This is a genomic window from Virgibacillus ndiopensis (assembly GCF_900187325.1).
GTDB lineage: Bacteria > Bacillota > Bacilli > Bacillales > Amphibacillaceae > Virgibacillus_E > Virgibacillus_E ndiopensis.
The window spans coordinates 1,021,175-1,044,756 of record NZ_FZMZ01000006.1 but is presented as its reverse complement, the minus strand read 5'-3'; the positions used below and the strand labels follow the sequence as shown (position 1 = coordinate 1,044,756).

At 39.5% G+C, this 23,582-nt stretch carries 20 protein-coding genes; 3 read left to right on the top strand and 17 right to left on the bottom strand.

The window, feature by feature from the left end:
* Positions 1 to 219 precede the first annotated feature (219 nt).
* Positions 220 to 468 (top strand): hypothetical protein, encoded by a 249-nt coding sequence (locus tag CS937_RS17415; RefSeq protein ID WP_099159738.1) that lies wholly within the window; start codon positions 220 to 222, stop codon positions 466 to 468.
* 21 nt (positions 469 to 489) lie between these two features.
* Here the strand turns inward: CS937_RS17415 and qoxD are convergent, their stop codons facing one another.
* From qoxD to CS937_RS17335, 16 genes are all read right to left on the bottom strand, one after another.
* Positions 490 to 774, bottom strand: coding sequence for a cytochrome aa3 quinol oxidase subunit IV (qoxD, locus tag CS937_RS17410; RefSeq protein ID WP_099159737.1), 285 nt, complete (start codon positions 772 to 774; stop codon positions 490 to 492).
* 2 nt (positions 775 to 776) lie between these two features.
* Positions 777 to 1,373 carry a cytochrome aa3 quinol oxidase subunit III gene (gene qoxC, locus CS937_RS17405; RefSeq protein WP_099159736.1) on the bottom strand — a complete coding sequence of 199 codons (597 nt, stop codon included), beginning with the start codon at positions 1,371 to 1,373 and terminating at the stop codon, positions 777 to 779.
* A complete protein-coding gene (gene qoxB, locus CS937_RS17400) occupies positions 1,373 to 3,319 on the bottom strand; it encodes a cytochrome aa3 quinol oxidase subunit I (protein WP_099159735.1) in 1,947 nt (648 codons plus the stop codon). Before qoxB ends, qoxC begins: the two co-directional genes overlap by 1 nt.
* A 134-nt stretch (positions 3,320 to 3,453) precedes the next feature.
* On the bottom strand, positions 3,454 to 4,353 hold the full coding sequence (gene qoxA, locus CS937_RS17395; RefSeq protein ID WP_099159734.1) for a cytochrome aa3 quinol oxidase subunit II: 900 nt from the start codon (positions 4,351 to 4,353) through the stop codon (positions 3,454 to 3,456).
* 324 nt (positions 4,354 to 4,677) lie between these two features.
* The gene (locus CS937_RS17390; protein WP_099159733.1) at positions 4,678 to 5,382 is read right to left on the bottom strand and encodes a LutC/YkgG family protein; all 705 of its coding nucleotides are present in this window, start codon (positions 5,380 to 5,382) and stop codon (positions 4,678 to 4,680) included.
* Entirely contained in the window at positions 5,375 to 6,814 is a 1,440-nt protein-coding gene (locus CS937_RS17385; RefSeq protein WP_099159732.1) for a LutB/LldF family L-lactate oxidation iron-sulfur protein, read from the bottom strand. Before CS937_RS17385 ends, CS937_RS17390 begins: the two co-directional genes overlap by 8 nt.
* 520 nt (positions 6,815 to 7,334) lie before the next feature.
* On the bottom strand, positions 7,335 to 8,054 hold the full coding sequence (locus tag CS937_RS17380; RefSeq protein ID WP_099159731.1) for a (Fe-S)-binding protein: 720 nt from the start codon (positions 8,052 to 8,054) through the stop codon (positions 7,335 to 7,337).
* Between the two features lie 289 nt (positions 8,055 to 8,343).
* Positions 8,344 to 9,291, bottom strand: coding sequence for a threonine ammonia-lyase (ilvA, locus tag CS937_RS17375; RefSeq protein ID WP_099159730.1), 948 nt, complete (start codon positions 9,289 to 9,291; stop codon positions 8,344 to 8,346).
* 101 nt (positions 9,292 to 9,392) lie between these two features.
* Positions 9,393 to 9,974 carry a 3-isopropylmalate dehydratase small subunit gene (leuD, locus tag CS937_RS17370; RefSeq protein WP_099159729.1) on the bottom strand — a complete coding sequence of 194 codons (582 nt, stop codon included), beginning with the start codon at positions 9,972 to 9,974 and terminating at the stop codon, positions 9,393 to 9,395.
* Between the two features lie 13 nt (positions 9,975 to 9,987).
* Positions 9,988 to 11,394, bottom strand: coding sequence for a 3-isopropylmalate dehydratase large subunit (leuC, locus tag CS937_RS17365; protein ID WP_099159728.1), 1,407 nt, complete (start codon positions 11,392 to 11,394; stop codon positions 9,988 to 9,990).
* 18 nt (positions 11,395 to 11,412) lie between these two features.
* Positions 11,413 to 12,519: a 3-isopropylmalate dehydrogenase gene (gene leuB, locus CS937_RS17360; protein WP_099159727.1), complete on the bottom strand. Its 1,107-nt coding sequence runs from the start codon at positions 12,517 to 12,519 to the stop codon at positions 11,413 to 11,415.
* Between the two features lie 59 nt (positions 12,520 to 12,578).
* Positions 12,579 to 14,120, bottom strand: coding sequence for a 2-isopropylmalate synthase (locus CS937_RS17355; RefSeq protein ID WP_099159726.1), 1,542 nt, complete (start codon positions 14,118 to 14,120; stop codon positions 12,579 to 12,581).
* Complete coding sequence (gene ilvC / locus CS937_RS17350; protein ID WP_099159725.1) at positions 14,107 to 15,141, bottom strand: ketol-acid reductoisomerase; 1,035 nt, start codon at positions 15,139 to 15,141, stop codon at positions 14,107 to 14,109. Before ilvC ends, CS937_RS17355 begins: the two co-directional genes overlap by 14 nt.
* A gap of 70 nt (positions 15,142 to 15,211) precedes the next feature.
* Positions 15,212 to 15,730 carry an acetolactate synthase small subunit gene (gene ilvN / locus CS937_RS17345; protein WP_099159724.1) on the bottom strand — a complete coding sequence of 173 codons (519 nt, stop codon included), beginning with the start codon at positions 15,728 to 15,730 and terminating at the stop codon, positions 15,212 to 15,214.
* A complete protein-coding gene (gene ilvB, locus CS937_RS17340) occupies positions 15,727 to 17,421 on the bottom strand; it encodes a biosynthetic-type acetolactate synthase large subunit (protein WP_425445487.1) in 1,695 nt (564 codons plus the stop codon). The genes ilvN and ilvB overlap by 4 nt, the downstream gene beginning before the upstream one ends.
* A gap of 962 nt (positions 17,422 to 18,383) precedes the next feature.
* On the bottom strand, positions 18,384 to 19,832 hold the full coding sequence (locus CS937_RS17335) for a carbon starvation CstA family protein (RefSeq protein WP_099159722.1): 1,449 nt from the start codon (positions 19,830 to 19,832) through the stop codon (positions 18,384 to 18,386).
* Between the two features lie 254 nt (positions 19,833 to 20,086).
* Here CS937_RS17335 and CS937_RS17330 point away from each other — a divergent pair, with 254 nt between their 5' ends.
* Together CS937_RS17330 and CS937_RS17325 are read left to right on the top strand one after the other, a co-directional pair.
* Complete coding sequence (locus CS937_RS17330; RefSeq protein WP_099159721.1) at positions 20,087 to 21,178, top strand: branched-chain amino acid aminotransferase; 1,092 nt, start codon at positions 20,087 to 20,089, stop codon at positions 21,176 to 21,178.
* 856 nt (positions 21,179 to 22,034) lie between these two features.
* A complete protein-coding gene (locus CS937_RS17325) occupies positions 22,035 to 23,042 on the top strand; it encodes an N-acetylmuramoyl-L-alanine amidase family protein (RefSeq protein WP_099159720.1) in 1,008 nt (335 codons plus the stop codon).
* A gap of 44 nt (positions 23,043 to 23,086) precedes the next feature.
* Here the strand turns inward: CS937_RS17325 and CS937_RS17320 are convergent, their stop codons facing one another.
* Positions 23,087 to 23,410 (bottom strand): ASCH domain-containing protein, encoded by a 324-nt coding sequence (locus CS937_RS17320; protein WP_099159719.1) that lies wholly within the window; start codon positions 23,408 to 23,410, stop codon positions 23,087 to 23,089.
* Positions 23,411 to 23,582: the final 172 nt, after the last annotated feature.

Genomic DNA, 23,582 nt, shown 5'->3' with positions numbered 1-23,582 from the left:
CTGTTTCTATAAGTTTGTTGCTATTTGAATGAAAAAATGCAGTCACTAGGAAAATAATCTTCAGTATCGGAAATATACGGACACTGCGGAACCATAGCATTAAAAAACGTCAATCGTTGTTAAAACAACCTTTAAATGAGGTTTCATGTTAAGATAAAATAAAAAGTTTGACAACTTTGTGAACAAATAGAATAATATAAGAAAAGGAGGTTGATTGGAATGAAATCATCTTATAAAAAAATGTTAAATGCGACCAAGTATGTAGGTGCTACTGTCTTAACGATCGGAATTGCTATTTTCTTGTACGGATTTTTTGTAAGCGAATACAGTACAGTTACTGGAATTGGTATTGGAACAGTGATGGGTGCAGTTTTTATCTTTTTAATAGGTGTCTTCCTAGTGGCATCTGAGGAGATGCTTGACAAAAAATATAAGAACGATCAAACAAAAGAAGGAGCGCCATTGTAGACACTCCTTCTTTAATATGGATTAAATATAACCCCAAACCATAGCAAGTAACGTACCAAAGACGGTAACCAGCGCTATAATTAATCCGTAATATATATTTGTAAAAATTAGCCCTTTGTCCTCTGTTTCACCTGCATGCATAAACACAATAAACTGCAAGCCTGCTTGTATGAATGCTGTTACAAGCAATACCGTCATTCCGACTGCAAATGACATATCTAAAAAGTAAACGAGAAGTGCAGCAGCGGTCAGGACCAAAGAAAATACAAAGCCCATTACTTGTTTACGTGGGAATAATTCTTTCATGTTTACATCATTCCTTTCAAGTAGATGAAGCTAAAGATAAAGATCCAAACAACATCTAAGAAATGCCAGTAAAGAGAAAAGATAAACGATTTATTAGCAGTTTCAGGAGTTAACCCGCGTTTTTTTACCTGCAGGATAATGAATAACCCCCAGAACAATCCGAACGTAACGTGTGCACCATGTGTTCCGAGTGTTGTCAACAGGATTGATGTAAATGCACTTGCTTGTAATCCTGCTCCTTCATGCACATAATGAATGAACTCAAAAATTTCAAAGCCTAAAAATCCTAGGCCAAGAATTAATGTAATCGAAAAGAAAGCTATCATCGCCTTCTTATTAGCAATCCGCATCGCATGAACTCCAAGACCAATTGTAAAACTACTTGTTAATAACAAGAATGTTTCAACAAGGACTGGCGTTATTTCAAATATTTCAGCTCCTGTTGGACCGCTTCCTGTACGACCTTCTAGTGTGAAAAATGATGCGAAGAGTGTGCCAAAGAGCATAATCTCAGCTCCAAGGAAAACCCAGAATCCAAATATATTCAGACGACTTTGTTCCGTCTGGTATTCAAGTGGCATCGTGTTATCCATTTTCATTATTTAGCACCTCGCATTTCTGCTTCTGTCTTCTCAATTTCTTCTACAGAAATATGATGACCATGATCTTTTTCAAATGATCGATGTGCCAAGCAAGCAAAGATTCCAATCAGCGAAACAATGGCAACAATCCACATACTGAACACAAGAGCAAATCCAAGTACGAAGAAAATAATACTCATAATAAACGGTACACCACTATTGTTTGGCATATGGATTTCTTTATAGTCCCCTTTGAATAGGGTATGACCATTTTTCTTAGAATCCCAGAATGCCTCACTCGAATTAACTTGCGGTGTAATTGCGAAGTTATACTCTGGTACAGGATTATGTGTAGCCCATTCAAGCGAACGTGCATCCCACGGATCATCACCAATATCTCTTGAAGCATACCGCGTACTGTAGTAGATGTTGTATACGAGTAATACAAATCCTGCTGCGAGCCCGAGTGCTCCGATAAAGGAAAGCATATTCCAAATACCAAACCCAGTAGCTTCCGAGTACGTATACATACGACGTGCCTGCCCATCCAAGCCTGAAATAAACATTGGGAAGAAGGCTAAACAAGTTCCACCAGCGATAAACCAGAATGTCCATTTACCGATTCGTTCGTTCAACATAAAGCCGAACATTTTTGGCCACCAGTAAGTCAACCCAGCGATCATAGCGAACACTACACCAGGAATAATAACCAAGTGGAAGTGAGCTACCAAGAACATCGTGTTATGGTATTGGTAGTCAGCTGCTGACATTCCAAGCATAACCCCGGTTACCCCACCAATTGTGAAAATCGGTAAAAATCCTAATGAATAAAGCATTGGCACAGTAAATTTGATTTTCCCTTTCCAAAGGGTAAATAACCAGTTAAATATTTTAATCCCTGTCGGAACAGCAATTGCCATTGTTGAGATCGAGAAGATGCTGTTAACAAGTGCTCCTTGCCCCATTGTAAAGAAATGGTGGACCCATACAAAGAATGAAAGTAATGAGATAAGTACCATTGATGCAACCATGGATTTATAGCCATATAAATTTCGGCGCGCAAAAGTTGGGATGATCTCACTATAAATACCAAACGCTGGTAAAATTAAAATATAAACTTCAGGGTGTCCCCATACCCAGAATAGGTTAGCCCAAAGCATATCCATACCACCATCAGTTGTTGTAAAGAAGTTTGATCCAAATAATCGATCCATCGTTCCCATTGCAAGTGCAACTGTTAGCACAGGGAATGCAAATACAATAATTAAGTTTGTTATAAGTGCAGACCAAGTGAACATTGGCATTTTCATCAATTTCATGCCTGGTGCTCTCATTTTTAATATGGTGGCAATAAAGTTAATCCCGGTCATAAGTGTACCAATACCAGAAATCTGAATCGCCAGCATATAATAGTTCGTCCCGACAGATTCACTAAATTCATTACCGGCAAGTGGAAAATAGGAAGTCCAGCCTGCACTAGGTGATCCGCCAATGACAAAAGACAAATTGAATAACATTGCACCCATGAAATATAGCCAAAAGCTAAGATTATTTAAACGTGGAAATGCAACGTCACGTGCACCAATTTGTAATGGTACCACGAAATTCATTAAAGCTATGATAAATGCCATCGCCATGAAGATAATCATCACGACACCATGAGTTGTAAAAATTTCATTATAATGCTGTGCATCCAACAGCGTATTTTCAGGCACTGCTGTTTGAGCCCGCATCATCAGTGCATCTACCCCACCGCGGAAAAGCATCAATAGAGCAGATAATAAATACATAATCCCAATACGTTTATGATCAACCGTTGTTATCCATTCGCGCCATAGATAACCCCATTTTTTAAAATAGGTTAACCCAGCAACAATCGCGATCACGGTGAGCCCGATAGCAACCATCGATGCATAAATAACAGGACTTGGATGTGGTATCGCAAATCTATCAAAAAAATCCATATCTATTGTAACTCCTTTCGGAAAACAAATTATTTTAAATTATGAAACTTAAAACTCGGATACGATTAATGATTTTTTCTGTATCCTTTGTTAATGTCCCTGAGTTCTTTTTCAGAATATCCTTCTGAACGGACTTAATCTTTATCACCGTGTTCCATCATCTCAGTGTGTTCGTTTGAAGACCCTGAGCCATGATTATGTCCCCCATTTTCTGCTGATGGAGGTGGTAAAAATTTCAAATGTGTTCCTGTAAACGTTAATTGTCCAAGGTGACCAGGCTCCAATAGTTGATCGAATTCTTTTTCAGTAAGAGGATCAGCAGTCTCTTTTACTTCATCGACCCATTCTTCAAATTCATCCTGAGGCATTGCTTTAACATTGAACGTATTTTCGGCAAACCCTTTACCACTAAAATTTGCATTTCGTCCCATAAATTCCCCAGGAGAATCAGCTGCTAAGTGCAGTGTTGTAACCATATCGGACATCGCATATTTCTGTCCTCCAAGCTGAGGAATCCAGAAACTAGTAATTGGACCATAAGAATAAAGTTTAAATTCAAGTGCTCTATTTGTTGGGACATATAGATAGTTAACCGTTTCAATATCTTGTTCTGGATAACTAAAATGCCACTTCCAGTTAGACGATGAAGCATAAACAACCAGTGGTTCCTTTTCCTTATACCCATCTGGAGTTGACTCGACTTTATAGTTGCTTTGCACGGAAACAATTGATAGAAAAATAACGATTAAAACCGGTATACCTACACAAATTGATTCAACAATTACATTCCCCTCTATATGCGGTGGCTCATAATCTTTATCTTGTTTAGAAGCACGGAATTTGACCAGCATATAAACCAAGATTGCAAAGACAGCAATGACAATAATCGCCATAATACCAATTGATAACCAGATAACATCAGCCTGCGTTTCGGCTTGAGGCCCTTTAGGATTTAAAACCGCTAGAGGTTCACATCCTGTTAACACTGTGACAATAGTGAAAACTGCTGCAAGCATTGCCCATTTTATTTTCATTTGAGGTACCCCTTCCATTGATGTAATATCAACATTTAAGATTTTATTCAGAAGTCCTTGTTAAGTTTTTCACAAAATCTAAGATAATCTTAATACCGTATACGTTCAAAAACAATAGGTTGTGATGCATGTCACAAAATAGTCATGGAATTTCATACAATATGTGAAGGAAATATGAATAAAATGTGTCTGTGTTGTTTAGAGTGGGAAAATACTATTTTTTCTGATTACAAAAGAGGCTGATTATCCGCATTAAAAAGGCTAAACCTCTCCTTTCATTTCAGAAAGAATAAGAAAATTTAGCCCTTACTTACTATTTATAAACTATCGATCTAACAACACGATATACGATACCTTAACTGGACCATGTACCCCGACAACAAGATTATATTCAATATCTGCGCTATTACTTGGTCCGGATATGAAATTCACACACGAGGCAATCGTTTCACCAGCTGCAATCCGTTTGTCAATTTCCTGAGCAGCCTGTGTAAACCTTGGTACAATGGTACTCTTTGGAATAATAGCAATATACGTTGTCGGTAAAAGACTAATAGAGCGTGCCTTTTCTCTATCATTGAAATGAACAACTGTTGCTGATTCGGCAAGTGTAATATCGCTAAACATAATTCCAACGTTTGACCTTTCAGCATAATCAATATTTTCCTGACCTCTGGAAGGGTCCCATGTAAGAACATCATCCCGTTCTAAAAATATACGAAGGCCATAATCAAAAAAGCGACTATCTTCAGATGTAACAATCGGACCATTGCCGTGTACAGAAATGAGATCTGCTAAAACTTCTGTAAGGGATGCTGTATCTGTTTCCAATATTTCTGTATGAATCCTTTTACACTGGTCTTTCAATTTTTTCAAAAGTGCATCACTAGAAAGATTTTTAAATACCTTTGTCTGCGGCTGAAGCTGTTTTAACGGTTGACCAACGTTATCCATTCGACGCTTTCGTCCTAGATTTTTCGATATGTTTTCCAGAAAAACATCCCGATTATGAATCATCCCTTTAGCCATCACCATCACTTCCCTTTTGGTGATTTTTAAACCATTTACGAAAATTTTCCTTACTTGGGATAGGAAAATCACGACTTTGTGTCCAGGCTTTTAATGGACCAGGCCCGTTTGATATAGTACCTTCCTTAGTAAAAGGTTTTGTTAATAAAGGCGAGGACTTTACCGCCGTTTTGAAAAGTGAATGAGATGAAGTCATGATACCAAATCCTTTCATGGCAAGCTTTTCACCTTTAACCACGTTACCTTCTCCTTCAACAATGCGCTCCCGATGTTTAATGAGTAATTCATGAAGCGGGATTTTCACTGGACACGTTTCTGTACATGCTCCACACAAGCTTGAGGCGTACGGTAATTCCTGATATTCCTCATATCCTCCAAGAATTGGCGAAAGCACTGCTCCAATTGGTCCTTGATAAATCGAACCATATGCATGACCTCCGATATGACGGTACACAGGGCAAACATTGACACATGCAGCACAGCGAATACAATGCAAGGCCTCTTGAAATTCAGTCCCAAGTGCCCTGGAACGTCCACCGTCTAGAATCACCAAATGAAAATCTTTCGGAGCATCAATGACACCTTCCTCGACATCAGGAGACACAGCGGTTACATATGTTGACAGGTTCTGACCAACCGCACTGCGGCATAATAGACTAACAAGCACGTCGAGGTCTTCCCATGACGGAACAATCCGTTCCATTCCCATTACACTAATTTGTGTATCAGGCAAAGTCGTCACCATATTAGCATTTCCTTCATTCGTGACAAGCGTTACAGTCCCAGATTCGGCAACTGCAAAATTGCAGCCAGTGATTCCAACATCTGCCTGCAGGAATTTTTCACGCAATACTTTCCGCGTGTATGCTGTTAGTTCAGCAGGATTTTCTGTACCCTTATAGCCTATTTTTTCTCGGTATGTATCACGAATTTGCTCCTTATTTTTATGCAATGATGGCGCAACAAAATGAGATGGTTTATCCTCATCAATTTGCAAAATGTATTCACCAAGATCTGTCTCTAAAACGTCACATCCCATATTTTCTAACATTTCATTCAAGCCGATTTCCTCGGTTACCATCGATTTCGTTTTCACAATATTTTTGGCATTTTTTTGTTCCACAACGTCTTGTATGTAATGATTAGCTTCTTCGGCAGTTGCTGCGAAAAATACATGTCCTCCACGTTCTGCAACTTTTTCACTTAATTGGTGCAAATAATAATCAAGGTTTTCCAATGTATGCTGGCGGATTTCTGCGCCTGCATTACGCCATTCCTCCCAATCGCCTAAGTTTTTGTCTCCTTCTGACGCCTGAATTTTTTTCCCGCGCAAGCTATCCTGAGCTGTGGAAATCGCATTTCGCATAAATGTATCTTTTAACTCTTGGTCAACATGATCGTAAAAGTTTTCATTACCAATTTTCATTGACATAGACTCAAGCCCTCCAATCTAAATTCTAATGGCGTGTTCTACAAGATCGTTGTTCCTGCACAAAAAACATAAACTGCGACATGACGAAAAATTATGTTTGGTGACCTTCTACCGCTGCGGAAATACACTACGCTTTCCGTGGGCTCGCGATGAGCCTCCTCGTGAGAAACCCACTCACTGCGGGGTCTCATCGTCTTCGCTATCCCACAGGAGTCTCCGTGTATTTCCTTCGCTGGTGTTGCGTTTACGGTCCATAGGTGGAATAAAAATTGTTATAGAGAAGACCGCATTATACCACATCACTAGTCCGGGTGAGCGGAGGGTGGTGACTCCTGCGGGAACAGCACGAGTCCGAAGACCCCGCAGAGTGTTTTTCTCGAGGAGGCTGAGGCCGTGCCCGCGGAAAGCATCCGCCCGCAGCGATCCCGGACGGCGGGTCGAGAATAAATTTGTTACGTCGCATTTTACTGAAACTGCGATATTGGTAAACAACGATATTAACGCTAATAATCACTTAGAATTAGTTACGATGATTTAAAATTTGTGCAATATGTTTTACCTCAATCGGTTTTCCTAGACGCTCCATCCGCCCTTTGATATTCATCAAACAACCACTGTCCGATCCAATCAGCACATCAGCCCCAGTTTCTTCAGTATGTCGGACTTTTTCATCTACCATTTGCTCAGAAATAGGAGCCATCTTCACGGCAAATGTCCCACCAAATCCACAGCAATCATGACAGTTTCTAAGCGGTTTTATTTCAAGACCCTTCACATGTTCTAATAGTTTCATAGGTGCGTTTTCTACTCCTAACAACCGTGTCATATGACATGATGTATGATAGGTTGCCTTTGCTGAAAACGTTGCGCCGATATCCTCTACTTTCAATACATCTACCAAAAACTGTGTGAATTCGTATGTTTTATCAGCTAAATCATGTGCGCGCTCACGCCATTTCGGTTCACCTGCAAACAATGATTCGTATTCATGCAGCATAGCAGCACAGGAACCAGATGGTGTAACAACACATTCGGATTTCTCAAAAGCTTCAATCGTATGCTTTGCTGCTTTAATCGCTTCTTTCCTGTGACCACTATTGTATGCTGGTTGTCCACAACAGGTTTGTCCACTTGGAAAATCCACTTCACAGCCAAGGCGCTCAAGTAATTCCACAACATCCTTACCGACATTAGGATAAAACACCTCGCCAAGACATGTAATAAATAAGGATACTTTCATATGCTTTCCACCTCTATTCTTCAATAGAAATAAAAGATAAACAGTTAAAACGGTAATAAAAAATTGCTCTTATCACGAATCCTTAAAGATTCTAATAACCTAGTATATGCGACACGATCTGTATTAAAAACAACTATAATCATTTAGAGATTTTAATTTTCCGAACAATTCACTTAATTTGAAGTAAGGTTTAATGAGAAATATCACGTTTAATTCCAATTTAAAAATTCCCTGGATACTCTTTGGTAAGAATACCCAGGGTTTCTCTAAATCCAATTCATACTTCCTATCATGCAGAAAAATTCAACCTTCCTGCAAGTTGCTGTATCTTGGGAAGGGATCCAATATCCATATTGCCACCACTAACGATTACGCCACAATGTCTTGATTTAATTTGTTTATTATGTGTAAATAACGCTGCCAACGCTGCTGCACCTGCGCCTTCCATTAATGTTTTGTTACGCTCGAGCATGTAAATAATAGCAGATGCAATTTCCTCGTCGGTTACGGTTAAGATATCATCTACGTAATCCCGAATTAATGGCAATGTATTTTTTCCCGGTTGTTTAACCGCGATACCCTCAGCAATTGTAGAAACAGATTTAAGGGTCTTTACTTTATTGTGGTGGTAACTTTCGTACATTGCAGATGCCCCGCTTGCTTGAACACCGATAACCTTTATATTACGATTGACATGTTTAGCAGCAACAGCTATGCCACTAATTAGACCGCCACCACCTATCGGTACAATTATCGTGTCGATCCTGTCTTCTTGTCGTAGCATTTCCATTGCAATCGTGCCTTGACCAGCCATTACGTCATAATCATCAAATGGATGAATATAAATAGCTCCGCTTTGCATTTGCTTTCTTAATGATGCTTCATATGCTTCTTGAAACGTCTCTCCGATAAGAACTACTTCAGCACCATAGGCCCTGGTTGCATTAACCTTGGCAAGTGGTGTTGATTCTGCCATGAAAATGATGGCTTTGGCACCTAATTTAGCCGCAGCATGTGCAACTCCTTGAGCATGATTTCCCGCCGAAGCTGTTATAACGCCTTTTTTTAATTCATCTTTTGTTAATTGCATCAATTTAAAGCTTGCACCTCTAAACTTAAATGCACCTGTTTTTTGTTGATTTTCCATTTTAAAATAAACATGTTTATCAACCAATTTGTTTGTAGTAGATGATGTAATTAATGGTGTACGGTGAACGATAGGGGCTAAACGCCCCATCGCAGTATGAACTGTTTCACCTGTTAAGCAATCCCCAATTATTTCACTCTCCTTATTACTTTAAAAAGTGGCTGTTCCGATAAAGACTTATCTCCTATTAGCTATGCCTGCTCATATGCCGCAATCTCATTCTCTAACTGGAGTGTCAATGCTATCTCATCCCAGCCATTCAGCAATTTTTCCTTGTGATATGCCGGAATATCGAAATGGACTTCTTCGTTATTTTTAGTATCAATTATCTGTTGACCTTCCAAATCTATCTCCAACGTGAATTTAGATTCTACCGCTTGTTGTATCCACTGACCAACCTGTTGTTTATCCATCTGAATAGGTATAATCCCATTCTTCAATGCGTTGTTATAAAAAATATCTGCAAAGCTTGGAGCAATGACTACACGAAATCCATAATCCAATAATGCCCACGGTGCATGCTCTCTAGAAGAACCACAGCCAAAGTTTTCACCAGCTATTAGAATAGAAGCGTCATTATATTCCGCTTTATTTAAAGCAAAATCAGGACGCTTTTTCCCTTCATCATCAAATCGCCAATGATAAAAGAGAAATTGGCCAAATCCAGTTCGTTCAATCCGTTTTAAAAATTGCTTCGGTATGATTTGATCAGTATCAACATTTGTACGATTCAAAGGGTAAACAAGACCTGTATGTTTTTGAATAGCTTCCATTACATAACACCTCCTAATTAAGCACTCCTGTGAACCTGCGTACATCGACGAAATGACCTTCTATTGCCGCTGCTGCTGCCATTTCAGGACTCACCAAATGTGTACGGGCACCGTTACCCTGTCTTCCTTCAAAATTTCGGTTCGATGTTGAGGCACATCTGCTTCCTGGTGGTACGAAATCGTCATTCATTGCAAGACACATACTGCACCCGGCCTCACGCCATTCAAATCCCGCTTGTTTAAAAATCGTATCTATTCCTGCTTTTTCTGCCTGAAATTTAACACTGAATGAACCAGGGACGACAATTGCTCTTACACTTGGTTTAACTTTTTTCCCTTCAACAATTGCCGCCGCCTTTTTCAAATCACTTAATCGTGAATTTGTGCAAGAACCTATAAATACATGGTCTATTTCAATAGAAGTAATCGGCTGATTTTCCTCCAGTCCCATATATTCCAATGCACGCTGAACATCTTCCTTATATTGAACCTCATTTAATACAGGTGTGCTTCCACTTACAGGTACACACATACCAGGGTTTGTTCCCCATGACACTTGTGGTTCGATTTCTTCCGCATATATTGTCACTGTTTGATCGTAAACTGCCCCTTCATCAGTTGCGAGCTCCAACCAGCCCTTAGCTAAGTTGTCAAATGCTTCTCCTGTAGGCACATATTCTCTACCTTTTAAAAATTCAACCGTTTTTTCATCAGGACTTATCAAACCGGCTCTAGCTCCCGCTTCAATAGACATATTACAAACAGTCATCCGCTCTTCCATCGTTAACTTTCGAATCGCATCACCGGTATATTCAATGACATAACCAGTTCCAAAACGCACGCCAAACTTAGCAATAATGGCCAGGATTAAATCCTTTGCGGTGACTCCAGGTCCAAGTTCGCCTTCTACCTTTACATTCAAAGTTTTGGGGCGTTCTTGCCATATTGTTTGAGTAGCCAATACATGCTCAACCTCACTTGTGCCAATCCCAAATGCTAATGCACCAAACGCACCATGAGTAGATGTATGACTATCACCACATACAATTGTTTTCCCAGGTTGGGTTAAACCTAGCTGTGGACCAATTACATGTACAATCCCCTGGTCTGGATGATACATATCCGCTAACGTAATTCCATTTTCCTCACAGTTTTTTCGTAACGTCTCCATTTGCTTATTCGCAATTTCATCTTTAACGACATCACGATTTTTTGTTGGAACATTATGGTCCATCGTTGCATATGTTAAATCTGGGCGACGTACTTTTCGTTTGTTCAGGCGTAACCCCTCAAAAGCTTGTGGAGAGGTTACTTCATGAACTAAATGTAAGTCAATATAAAGCAAATCTGGTTTACCTTTTTCCTCATGCACAACATGTTTATTCCAAATCTTGTTAACTATTGTTTGTGGTTTTCTCAATTTATTACACCTCCACTGTTAGGCATACGTACTGCAAATACAGTTTGAAACACTTTTTGTTGTTAAATTATCCACTACAATTTCTGTCATTTCCTTTGTACTTACTTGTTTCCCACCCTTAATTTGCAAATCAGGGGTATGGTATCCCTGATCAAGGGCATCATGCACAGCTTCCTCAATTTCAGCCGCTTCTTCTTCCATTCCAAATGAATACTTTAGCATCATTGCTGCTGATAGAATCATCCCCAACGGATTAACGATCCCTTTTCCAGCAATATCTGGAGCCGAACCATGTACAGGTTCATAAAGCCCAACACCGTCTGATCGAACACTTGCTGATGGTAGCATTCCTAGAGATCCTGTTAACACAGAGGCCTCGTCACTTAAAATATCACCAAATAAATTTTCCGTAACAATGACATCAAAACGATTAGGCTGTGTGATTAGTTTCATTGCAGCAGCATCAACAAGTACATGCTCTACCGTTACATCTGGATAATCTTTACTTTTCTCGTTGACAATCTCACGCCACATGCGACTTGATTCCAGAACATTTGCTTTATCAACGGAAGTTAGGTGATTATTTCTTAACCTGGCACTTTGAAATGCTTTGTCAATAATACGTTCCATTTCACTGCGGTGATAGGAAAGTGTATCAACAACAGCATTTCCATTCTCACGCCGTTCACTTGGCTGCCCAAAATAAAGTCCACCTGTTAGTTCACGTATGATTAAAATATCACTGCCTTTGATTACGTCCTCTTTCAATGGTGAAGCATGCAGCAAAGGGGTAAATCCTTTCACCGGACGTAAATTAGCAAATAATCCTAACGTCTTCCGTAGTCCCAGTAACCCTTTTTCCGGTCTCATATGTCCTGGAAGGGAGTCCCATTTTTCCCCTCCTACAGCACCCAATAAGATGGCATCTGCATGGTTACACGCTTTAATGGTATCCTCCGGTAAAGGTGTGCCATCATTATCAATGGCTTCACCACCAATCGTATGCTGATGAAATGTAAAGCTATGGCCAAACTCACTAGCTATCGTATTTAATACGTGCTTTGCCGACTCCATAATTTCCTTCCCAACACCATCACCTGGAAGTAGAATAATTTGTTTATTCATAATCTCCCCTCCTTAGTTATAGCTTCAGCTCCTAGAGGTTGCCTCCGCTTTTACTTTTGTTATTTTACGGCTTCTTTTTTAAAAGCTTTCTGTTGTACAAGATAACGATTTACTGCGTTTAAAAAAGCATTTGCCGATGCTTCAATAACATCTTGAGCGGATCCTCTGCCATTCATTGGTTCCCCATTAATAACGAGCTGCACGTGTGATTCGGCAAGTGCATCCTTCCCGCGGCCAACGGAGTTAAGCTGATAATCCACGAGCTGTAATTCCTCTGTTATTAGTTCATCTAACGTTTTATATAATGCCTCCACACTACCTTGACCAGTGCACGCTGTTTGTACCGTATTACCCTCTGGATTTTTCAACAAGACTGTAGCAGTAGGAATGTTCGCTGTACCATATTGTACTTGGAACATTTCCAACTGATACTTCTCCACTGATGATGTGTCTGTTTGAATTTCCGTTAAAATCGTAAATAAATCGTCATCGGTTACTTCTTTTTTACGATCAGTGAGTAGCTTAAATAGGTTGAATGCTTCTTTTAACTTTTCTTCAGACAGTTCATATCCAATTTCCTTAACTTTGTCCTTAAATGCATGACGTCCAGAATGTTTTCCAAGAAATAATGTGTTCGAGCTTACCCCGACCATTTCAGGTGTGATAATTTCATAGGTAGAAGCATGTTTTAATACCCCATCCTGATGAATACCCGCTTCATGGGCAAATGCATTACGGCCAATCACAGCTTTATTTGCTTGCACATACATCCCAGTCAATTTTGCGACAAGGTCACTGGTACGTTTGATTTCGTTCAACTTCAACTCCGTCTTATATGGATAAAAATCTGACCGAATCTTCAACGCTACAGCAATCTCCTCAAGCGATGCATTTCCAGCACGCTCGCCAATCCCGTTAATGGTTCCTTCTACTTGTGTTGCACCGTTTTCCACAGCAGCAATCGAATTCGCAACCGCCATCCCTAAATCATTATGACAATGACAAGAAAGTCTTACTCGATCTATATTGGGCACCGTTTCTTTAATGAATTTAAACAAGTTACCATACTCTAAAGGCGTCGTATAGCCAACTGTATCAGGCAAATTAATGACTGTAGCTCCTGCATCAATTACCTGTTCAATAATTTGAGCTAAAAAGTCCCAATCTGACCTTGATGCATCTTCAGCAGACCATTCTACTTGCGGAAACTTTTGTCTTGCATAGGAGACCATACTAACTGCCGTATCAATTACTTGTTCTGGTGTCTTTTTCAGCTTATATGTCATATGAATTGGCGATGTTGCTAGAAAAAGATGTAAGCATGGTTCTGTAGCACCTTTCAATGCTTCCCAGGCAGTGTCGACGTCTGACTTGACTGTTCTTGCCAGCCCTGTAACAGATGTATCTTTAATCGTTTCAGCAATCGTTTTTACCGCATTAAAGTCGCCTTTGGAGGAAGCAGGAAATCCAGCCTCCATTCTATCTACACCAAAGCGTTCAAGCTGTTTAGCGATTTCCAATTTTTCTAGCTGATTCAGGTTAACTCCTGGTGACTGTTCCCCATCTCTTAATGTTGTATCGAAAATCTTAATTTGTGACATGAACGTTCACATCCTTTTGCTTTTTTTGTAATGGCTGTTTGACAAAAGGCATTAACTCGCGTAACTCCCTTCCTACTTTTTCAATTGGATGCCCATTCTCTTTGGCATTTGTTGCATTAAATTTAGGCCGATTAGCCTGATTTTCAAGGATCCATCCTTTCGCAAATTCGCCTGATTGAACATCTGCAAGGATTTCTTTCATTCGTTCTTTTGTTTCTGCGTTGATTACGCGCGGTCCAGATACAAAATCACCCCATTGTGCCGTATCTGAAATGGAATAACGCATGTTTTCCAATCCACCTTCATAAAGCAAATCAACAATTAGTTTCATTTCATGCAAACATTCAAAGTAGGCAACTTCCGGCTGATAACCCGCTTCTGTTAATGTCTCAAATCCAGCTTTAATTAAGTTTGTGACCCCACCACAAAGGACAGCCTGCTCACCAAACAAGTCCGTTTCCGTTTCTTCCTGGAATGTTGTTTCAAGAACACCAGCTCTTGCTGCTCCAATACCTTGTGAGTATGCAAGCGCAAGTTCTTTTGCATTTCCGGTAACATCCTGATATACACCATATAGTGCTGGGACCCCTGCACCCTCTTCGTACGTACGGCGAACTAAATGTCCAGGACCTTTTGGTGCAACAAGGAATACGTCAACATCGAGCGGTGGAACTACTTGTGTGAAATGGATATTAAATCCATGTGCAAATGCAATAGCACTACCAGATTTAAGGTTAGATTGGATGCTTTCATAGTATACTGTAGGCTGGAGCTCATCAGGTAAAAGCACCATTACTACATCTGCTACACTTACCGCTTCAGCAACTGACAGTACTTCAAAGCCCTCTTCCTCAGCTTTTTCTTGAGATTTCCCTGGTCGCAAACCGACAACAACATCGTATCCACTATCGCGAAGATTCTGTGCATGTGCATGACCTTGTGAGCCATAACCTACTACTGCAATTCTCTTTTCCTGTAATACCTCTTTTTGAATGTCCTTTTCATAAAGTACTTTTGACATTTAGATCTCCCTCTCTACTTTTTTAATTTTTTATGTCTACGCCGGTAAATAGGCGTTGCTGCTTTTGGTTCTAAATTGAAAGTGAATTAATCTCTGTTACCTGTTTTGGCTGCTGTCCTCTTAAAAAGGCAGTAACTCCCGTTTTCGTCAATTCCTTGATTCCATATGGCCTTAGCAGTGAAATTAACGCTTCGACCTTATCTGGTTTTCCAGTCACCTGTATGGTTAAGCTATCCTTGCTGACATCAATTACGGATGCACGAAACGGGTTAATAATCCCTTGAATTTCTGCACGTAACTGACCAGTACCACCAACCTTAATAAGGGCTAACTCCCTAGCAACGATTGCCTTATCTGTAATATCAGATACCTTCAAGACATCAATTTGCTTATTTAATTGTTTCGTCAATTGCTCTAATTTTTGATGATCACTAATCTCCACAACAAATGTCATTTTGGATATACCTTCTGTTTCAGAACTACCTACAGTAATACTATCAATATTGAACTGTCGTTTATGCAGCATTCCCGTAATCCTATTGAGAACACCGCTTCGATCCTGAACAGTTGCTGTTATAATCCGCTTCATTTTGTCACCCCTATCATTTCATGGATCCCTTTACCAGGAGCAATCATTGGATAAACACAAGCCAGCTGAACAACTCGGCAATCTACAACAACAGGACCATTATAAGCAAAAACACCCTCTAAGATTTCGACTACATCATCTTCACGTTCTACTTTTAAACCACGAATACCATAGCTTTCAGCGAGTTTTACAAAATCAGGATTCGCTAAGATTGATTCTGAATATCTTTCTTCGTAAAAACTTTCCTGCCATTGTCTCACCATTCCTAGCGCCTCGTTATTAACGATAATTACTTTAATTGGAAGATTTCGCTCTTTAATGATAGACAATTCTTGAAGTGTCATTTGAAACCCGCCATCCCCAACTACTGAAACAACCAGTTCATCAGGGGCTCCGAGCTGTGCACCAATAGCAGCAGGGAAACCAAATCCCATTGTCCCCAGTCCTCCAGATGTTACCCATCGGTTCGGTTTATCAAATTGATAGTATTGCGCTGCCCACATTTGATGCTGGCCGACATCAGTTGTCACAATTGCCTCTCCATTTGATACACGATAAATTTGTTCCATTAACCACTGCGGCGAAATGAATTCGTTTGAACGTTCATACCATAGCGGATAATTCGCTTTATTATGCTGTAGTTTTTCTTTCCACAATTTATGGTCTGGCATGTTAATGGAGCTTTTTAATAATGCCTGTAACGCTTCTTTTGCGTCCGCCACAACAGGAATATCGGTTGAAATGTTTTTTCCAATTTCCGCTGGATCAATATCAATATGGGCAACCTTCGCATGTGGAGCAAAATGTTCTATGTTTCCTGTTAAACGATCATCAAACCTGGCTCCAATATTGATTAATAAATCACATTCGTAAATTGCCATATTCGCCGCGTACGTTCCATGCATGCCTGCCATTCCTAATGAAAGTGAATGAGAACCCGGAAAACTCCCTAAACCTAATAGCGTATTCGCTACCGGTAATTGATATTTCTCAGCAAACTCCTTCAAATCCTCAGATGCTTTTGCAAAAACTACCCCCGCTCCTGCAAGTAACACTGGCCGCTTGGCCCGCCCTAATGCTTCTGCTAGTTTGATAATTTGCAACGGATTGGGATTCTTCGTAGGTTGATAACCGGGTAAATGAAATTCATTATCATATTCTTCTAAGGTAATCGCTGCAGAAATATTTTTGGGAATATCCACAACCACTGGACCAGGACGACCTGTTGACGCAATATGAAAAGCTTCTTTCACAATTCTTGGTAACTCAGCTATGTTTTTCACTTGATAATTGTATTTTGTAATTGGAGTTGTTATGCCCATTACATCTGCTTCTTGAAAGGCATCTGTTCCAATAACACTATTTGCTACTTGACCAGTAAATACAACTAATGGCAAGGAATCCATCATGGCATCGGTAATTCCAGTAATTAAATTAGTTGCCCCAGGTCCTGAAGTAGCAAGGACTACACCAGGCTTTCCAGTAACACGCGCATACCCTTCAGCCGCATGAATGGATCCCTGTTCATGACGAGAAAGTACGTGTTTGAAAGGAGCGTTGCTACGATATAATGCATCATAAATCGGTAAGACCGCCCCACCCGGATAACCGAATATTGTATCCACTTGTGCATCAACCAATGTTTCAATTAATAAATCGGAACCGGTCCTTAATTCTTTCGTACTTTCCATCTCACGTTTTACCTCCACTTTCACTACTGCATACCTCCTCTAATTGATAATTGGTAGAACTCAAGTTTAAGCGCCTGGTTAGCGACATATGGGCTTCACCCTGCCAAGCATGGTCTTTCGGTGTTGCCGCGCAAAGCAGCGGTTAAACATTCCTTCGTAGGAGATAAAGGAAACACGGTAAGCATATGCGAACCGATGTTGACTTATCATCCGGAGGTGAGAGAGTCCAATAGACGCTTGGCGCTGGAACTGGACATGGCTTACCATGTCGTTAGCCAAAAATTATAGTACTTTACTTATAAAAAAAGACCCTTTACTCCCTATAAATCTGCATAAAGTCAGAATTATTGGGGAGAAAAGAGTCTACTTTTCACGGTACCACCCAGGTTCATAGCACTCTCGCGAATACTACCTTACAAGGCAATTGATTAGCCTATTTGATAACAGGTACATATAAATGCACCTGGCCAAGTCTAGTGAGAATATTCCGTTCAACTTAGCACTCAGAGATGATGTCGGAACAAAATGTACTTCTAGGCTTCCAGCAACCCTAGCTCTCTGTAAATACATATACCATGTTCCTTTTTTCCCGTCATCGAGTTAATATTATTCATAGTTTCCAAGATTAAGATAATTTCATTTAATAAAATGTTCCCTTTCAAAAACGATGTTTGGAATAGTTAATATTGCCGACAATCATATAACGTTTTTAACTGTTGGTCAATAGGTTTTTGTAAGTTTTTTGATACTTTTGATAAATCTAAATAATTGTATGCGTTTACAATACTCACCTAGCAAGGGAAGTTGTCAGAAAAAACTTTTTGTTACAAATTTATTACACAACATAAATAATCATAAAAAAACCCCAGTTATTTAAACTGGAGTTTTCAAAAATGTTTTTGTCGTCAAGAATCGTCCTTTTAATCCTTGGTGCTATCCCTTTGCTGAGCAGCCCCGTCTTCCTATCCAACTTTTGTATATGCAGAAATTTCTGCATTCCTTCCTTCTCTTTGTGATAAAACTTGCCAAACATACCACAATGCAATTACTAACCAAATGATCGCACCGAGAATCATAGATAAGGAGTAATCCAGATTAAAGCCTTCTGGTGCATAGAAAATATACGTACTCGTAACACCGGTCATAAATAGCGCTGGCACACTACATATCCAATGAAATTTATGATGTTTTAATAAATACATGGCACCTGTCCACAACATCACCGTTGCGACAACCTGATTTGTCCACCCGACATAGCGCCACAGAAAACTATAATCTATCAATGAAAGCATAAATGCCGGAACTGCTACCGGTATAATTAATAGAGTTAAAGACTTCTTACCACTTAATTCTTTTTTCGTAACCTGTTTTAGTAAATCTACGAGCATCATTCTAGACGAACGAAGCGCAGTATCTCCAGTCGTTATAGGGAGAATGATGACACCTAAGATTGCAAGTACACCACCAAGTGAGCCAAGAGTTGAGATACTGATTTCATTTACAACTCCAGCAGGTCCTCCTGCTCCAAGTGACTTCTGAAGACCTTCCGTACCACTGAAAAATGTCATTCCAGCCGCTGCCCAAATTAATGCAATAACTCCTTCAGCAATCATTGCCCCATAGAAAACCTTTCTTCCTTCACTTTCTTTTTTTAGCGTTCGTGCCAAGATTGGACTTTGAGTACTATGAAATCCCGATATAGCACCACAGGAAATGGTAACCATCAACAATGGCCACATTGGCAAATTATCAGGGTGCAGATTACTTACTGTTACATTCGGAATAGGGTTATCGAAAAAGAACATCCCTATACCAATGGATACTGCCATAAAAATTAAAATTGCACCAAAAATAGGATAAATTTTACCAATCACTTTATTAATTGGTAAAACTGCCGCCAACACCAAATAGGCAAAAACAATTACAATACACGCCATAAAACTTAGTGGTGTAATCTCTGCCATGAGCTGTGCAGGTCCTGCCGTAAAAGCTGCTGCAACAAGAATCATTAACACTATAGATACAACATTAATTACAGATTGTACACCTTTTCCTAAATATTTTCCCACTATGGAGGGATACTGTGCACCACCGAGTCTTAGCGACAACATACCGGAGAAATAATCATGTACAGCACCCCCAAAAATTGTTCCTATTACAATCCAGATAAATGCAACAGGACCATATAACGCGCCTAGCAACGCTCCAAAAATCGGACCAAGCCCAGCGATATTCAATAGCTGAATCAAACTGGCCTTCCACCAGCTTATCGGCATGTAATCAAAGCCATCTTGTTTCGAATATGCTGGTGTTTCCTGCTTATCATTGATGCCAAAAATTCGTTCGACCACCTTCCCGTAAACAAAATAACCGACAATTAAAAGTATGATGGATGCAACAAATGTAAGCATCGCTGAGCCTCCCTTCGATATAGATATAGCGAGAATTTTAAACCTAATAATTTGAAAAATCAAGGTATTTAGTAAAAAATAATTTTCTAACAATTACGTGAGATTTTCACCTTTCCAATAGCGTCCACACAAATATATTTTTAATTTGTATAATAATTTTAATTAAATTGAATAAATAAAAAAATTAAAGTCTTGCGTTAACAATTAATATGGCGTATTATTAATATCAAATTTTTCAACAAGGGGATAGTGACATGGAAGAACGTACAATTCAAGTGGATCTTTGTTCTATGAGAAAGGAAAAGCCAAAACCAGATCAATTGCAATTTGGGAAAGTATTTACCGATCACATGTTTATAATGGATTATTCGGATCCTTTAGGGTGGCATGATGCACGCATTGTACCCTATCAACCTATTACGGTAGATCCTTCCGCCATGATATTTCATTATGGTCAATCTGTTTTTGAAGGCTTAAAAGCGTATCTTTCACCAGAAGGGGATGCCCAATTATTTCGACCTGAAAAAAATATGCAGCGATTAAACCGGTCGAATGATCGTCTTTGTATTCCGCCCATTGATGAAGAATTTGCGCTTCAAGCAATCAAGGAATTAGTTACATTGGAAAAAGATTGGATTCCAGAATCGGAAGGAACTTCTCTTTATATCCGCCCATTTGTTATTTCAACCGAGCCTTATATCGGGGTTGCACCATCACGCCATTATAAATTTATTGTTATTTTATCTCCTGTCGGTGCGTATTACGCTGAGGGGATCAATCCCGTAAAAATCGCGGTTGAAAACCACTATGTCCGAACTGTAAAAGGAGGTACTGGTGAGGCAAAAACTGGCGGAAATTACGCTGCAAGCCTTAAAGCACAAGAGATGGTTGCAAATACTGGTTATGCCCAAGTATTATGGCTTGATGGATTCGAAAAGAAGTATATTGAAGAAGTCGGCAGCATGAACGTATTCTTTAAAATTAATGGAGAAGTTGTAACACCTGCATTAAACGGAAGCATTCTGGAAGGCGTCACACGAAATTCAGTAATTCAATTACTAAAACATTGGAACATTCCGGTTGTCGAACGCAGAGTCTCTATGGAAGAGTTGTATCAAGCAAAAAAAGATGGTCTATTAGAAGAAGCGTTTGGAACCGGGACAGCCGCAGTAATCTCACCAATCGGCCAATTAACATGGAACGATGAACACCTATTTATCAACGATGGTAAAACAGGAGCAGTGGCTAAACGTTTGTATGACACTCTAACAGGAATTCAATACGGGAAATTAGAAGATCCGTTTGGTTGGATTGAGAAAGTTGAAGAAGTAAGTCGCGTTAAGTAAAAGCTATTAAAATTACTAGGTACCACTGGCGTTAAACGCCCAGTTGGTGCCTTTTTTTTGTTTAAGTTGTCAACTGGATACTTTGGGGCACGGTCTATTCACGGGTGAAGTGCTCAAATTGTGAGTTGATGCTCTTGGGTGCACGGACTCTTCTTATTATGCGCTTTCTTTCATCGGAGTTGCGTGGACTCTCTTATTATTGCACGATTTCTACCGGGGATTGCGCGTTCCTCCCTTATTATTGCAGGATTTCTATTGGGGATTGCACGGACTCTCTTCATTATTACACGATTTCTACCCTGGATTGCACGGACTTTCTCATTATTGCGCGATTTCTAATCCGGATCGCGCGTTCCCCTCTCATTATTGCGCGATTTCTAATCCGGATTGCACGGACTCTCTTATTATTGCACGATTTCTAATCGAAGTGCGTGATCCTTCTTAGTATTGCACGTTCTTTCGCCGGAGGTGCGCGTTCCTCTCTTATTATTGCACGATTTCTACCGGGGATTGCACGGACTATCTCATTATTGCACGATTTCTAATCCGGATCGCGCGGACTCTCTCATTATTGCACGATTTCTAATCCGGATCGCGCGGACTCTCTCATAATTGCACGATTTCTAATCCGGATCGCGCGGCCACTCTCCTTTATTGCACGATTTCCCCACAAAATTGCACGCTTCATCTAATTATTGCGCACCATCTCCACGGAAGTGCACCTCATTTAATTATTGTGCGTTCTCACCACGGTGACCACCAGCTTCTGGAAACTATTTTTACTAGTTATGTATAATTATAGTTTTTCTTGGCTATTCTTGTATATTATCAAACTATTAAAAAACAGGAGGACATTATGATAGTTAAGCAGATGTTTACAGTTGGTATTAGCTTTCTACTATTTTTAATTATCTTTGTCTCACCAGTACACGCTGAGGATGGAAATTTGTATGAGGTTGGCACTGATACACTTGAGATGGTGGATGCACCAGCAAAAGATGCAGAGGTGATAGGTCAGTTAGTAAGAGGGGACATGCTTACAACTTTTCAGGAAAAGTTTGGTTGGGTGCAAACCTATTATAATGGAAAAGAAGTATGGGTAGCATCACAATATCTTATTCCAATTGATGTAGAGCCACAAACTAACAAAAAGGAACAGGATTCCAACGAAAAATCTGAGTCCCAAAATGATAAAAACGCAAATGCAGCAAATAAATGGAATAAAGTTGATTCTCCAGACGTAAAATCAGCATCCATAGAAATTTCAAATAACACTCTAGTGCCTAAAGAAAAACCTAACAAAGAAAAAGACAGTAATCGTTCGTTATCCAATTACCATATCGTTATCGACCCTGGGCATGGAGGGAAAGATGCGGGAGCAATTGGAATCGATGGAGTCTATGAAAAGGAACTAACATTATCTACAGCAAAACAAGTAGCTAAGGAATTGCACAATGATGGGGCAACCGTCACATTAACTAGATCCAATGATTCATTTATTTCATTGGATAAACGAGTGCAAATCAGCAACAATAACAAAACCAATGTATTTATCAGCCTGCATTATAATGCCTTTGACGACCCCACTGTAAAAGGAATTAACACCTTCTATTATTCGGGAAAAGAAGGGCATAAATTGGCTAAATCAATTCAAAGTTCATTAATAGACCATGTAAATCTAAGTGATCGTGGAGCTAAACAGGCTAATTATTACGTACTGCGCAACAATAATAATTTAGCTATTTTAGTAGAGTTAGGATTTATCACAAATCCTAACGAACTCGACAAAATTCAAACAACAGATTATCAGAAAAAAGTATCAAAAGGGATTTCGGAAGGTTTAAAGGATTATTTTTATAAGTAAAGAAAAGAAAGCTGTCCAAACGGGCAGCTTTCCCAAATATTGTACTATTTATTCTCTGGTGCTAGTTCATGAGCCCAAACTTCTAGTTCCGGATCCCATACCGAACCATGATGAATCGATGTGAGAGCCTCTTTATATTCATCTAAATTCTGGTAGCCTTCCTGTCTAGCACTATTTTCTGTTACCTCGCGAAGCTTTTGGAGATATACGTTTTTTACAATGAATTTATGACCATCAAGTTCTAAAATATCACCTTTATCCGCATAACGGTTATTTCGGCGAACAGCTGTCTTCTCCCCATTGATTAGCTTTTCAATATCCGTTGGTTTCGTTATAAGTAGATTAATCTCTCTCTTTTCTTTCGACATTGCAACTCCCCCACTCTTTCTATCCAAGTTGTGTCTATTATATCGAAAAATTAATTTATATCTAAGTAGATATAATCTAACATTAAAATATTTTCAAAAAGGTTTTCCCAAAAGGTAACCGTATCACTACAAAAGTGATAGGGTGATTTCTTGTTTTATATAAATTTCACTA